Annotated in this window: 1 protein-coding gene; it reads left to right on the forward strand. The window is 66.7% G+C overall.

The genetic code is table 11. The features are described 5' to 3' along the window. The coding region (locus tag AAIL67_RS24660) for a phage tail tape measure protein (protein WP_343485395.1) at positions 1-1,405 on the forward strand (1,405 nt) is incomplete at both ends.

The following is a 1,405-nucleotide window of genomic DNA, read 5'->3' on the forward strand; positions in this document are numbered from 1 at the left end:
CGCAGAAATGGCCGCGCTGACCAAGGCCGCCCAGGCGGCAGGCAGCAATACCAAATACACCTCGGTGCAGGCTGCAGGTGCGCTGGAGAACCTGGCCAAGGCGGGCCTGAGCGCGGGCGACTCCGTCAAGGCGCTGCCCGCTGTGCTGGCCCTGGCCCAGGCGGGTGATATCGAGCTGGGCAAATCCAGCGAGTACGTGACCAAGGCCGTGATGGGCATGGGCCTGGCCTTTGACGATGCAGGCCGCGTGGCCGATGTACTGGCCAAGGGCGCCAACGCCACCAACACCAGCGTGGAAGGGCTGGCCCAGGCCCTGAGCTATGCCGCGCCGGTGGCCAACACTCTGGGCGTGAGCCTGGAGAGCACGGTGGCCATCATCGGCAAGTTTGCCGATGCAGGCATTGACGCCAGCCGCGCGGGCACGGCGCTGAACTCCATCATGAGCCAGTTTGCCAACCCGCTCTCCAGCTTCCGCAAGGAGCTGGGCGCTGCCGGCATAGTCACCACCAACTTTGAGGAAGCCTTGCACCAGCTGGCCGCCAAGGGCAAGGACGGCGAGCGCGCCATCAATGCCGTGGGCCTGGAGGCTGGGCCTGCGCTGCGCGCCTTGCTCAACCAGGGCATGGGCGCGCTGGACGAGCTGACCGGCAAGCTGCGTGAGGCGGGTGGCAGTGCCGAGGCCACGGCCAAGACCATGGCCGACAACCTCAACGGCTCCCTCAAGGGCCTGAGCAGCATGTGGGAGACCGTGACCCAGGTGCTGGGCAAGCCCGTGCTGCCGGTGGTGCGCAAAGGCGTGGACGAGCTGACCGGCGCGTTGCGCAAGGCGGTCGAGAGCGGTCTGGTGGAGCGCTTTGGTCAGACCCTGGCCACGGCCTTTGAGAACGGCCTCAAGTTCTTCCGCGCGTTTGCGGCCAACGTCAACTTTGACGCCGTGATCCTGCGCCTGCAGGTCTTTGCCAGCGAGACAGGCGAGACGCTGCAGCGCATCGGCCAATACGCCACCAATGCCGGCAACACGGTGCAACTGGCCTGGGGCGTGATGACGGCGGGTGTCAATGGCGTGCTGACTGCCATCTACGGCCTGGGCGCGGCGTTTGCACAGATTGCTTCCAAGGTGATGGAGGGCGTGGCCAAGTTGCGCAGCGGTCTGGCATCCGTCACCTTTGGGGGCTTGAGCGAGAGCTTTCGCCTGGCGGCGGCTGATGCCGAGGAGATGGCAGGCGCCTTTGCCGCTTCTGCCGATGCCCTCAAGGCCAAGGCTGCTGAGTCTTTTCAGGGCATGGCCGATGGAGCCCAGACCGCGCGCGATGCCTGGGATGGGTTGACGGGCGCAGTGGAGGCGTTGGGCACTGCTGCCGCAGCGGCTGCGCCCTCTATCGAGGCGGTTGCTGCTGGCATCGAA

Source organism: Comamonas sp. A7-5, from assembly GCF_039581385.1.
GTDB classification, from domain to species: domain Bacteria; phylum Pseudomonadota; class Gammaproteobacteria; order Burkholderiales; family Burkholderiaceae_C; genus Comamonas; species Comamonas thiooxydans.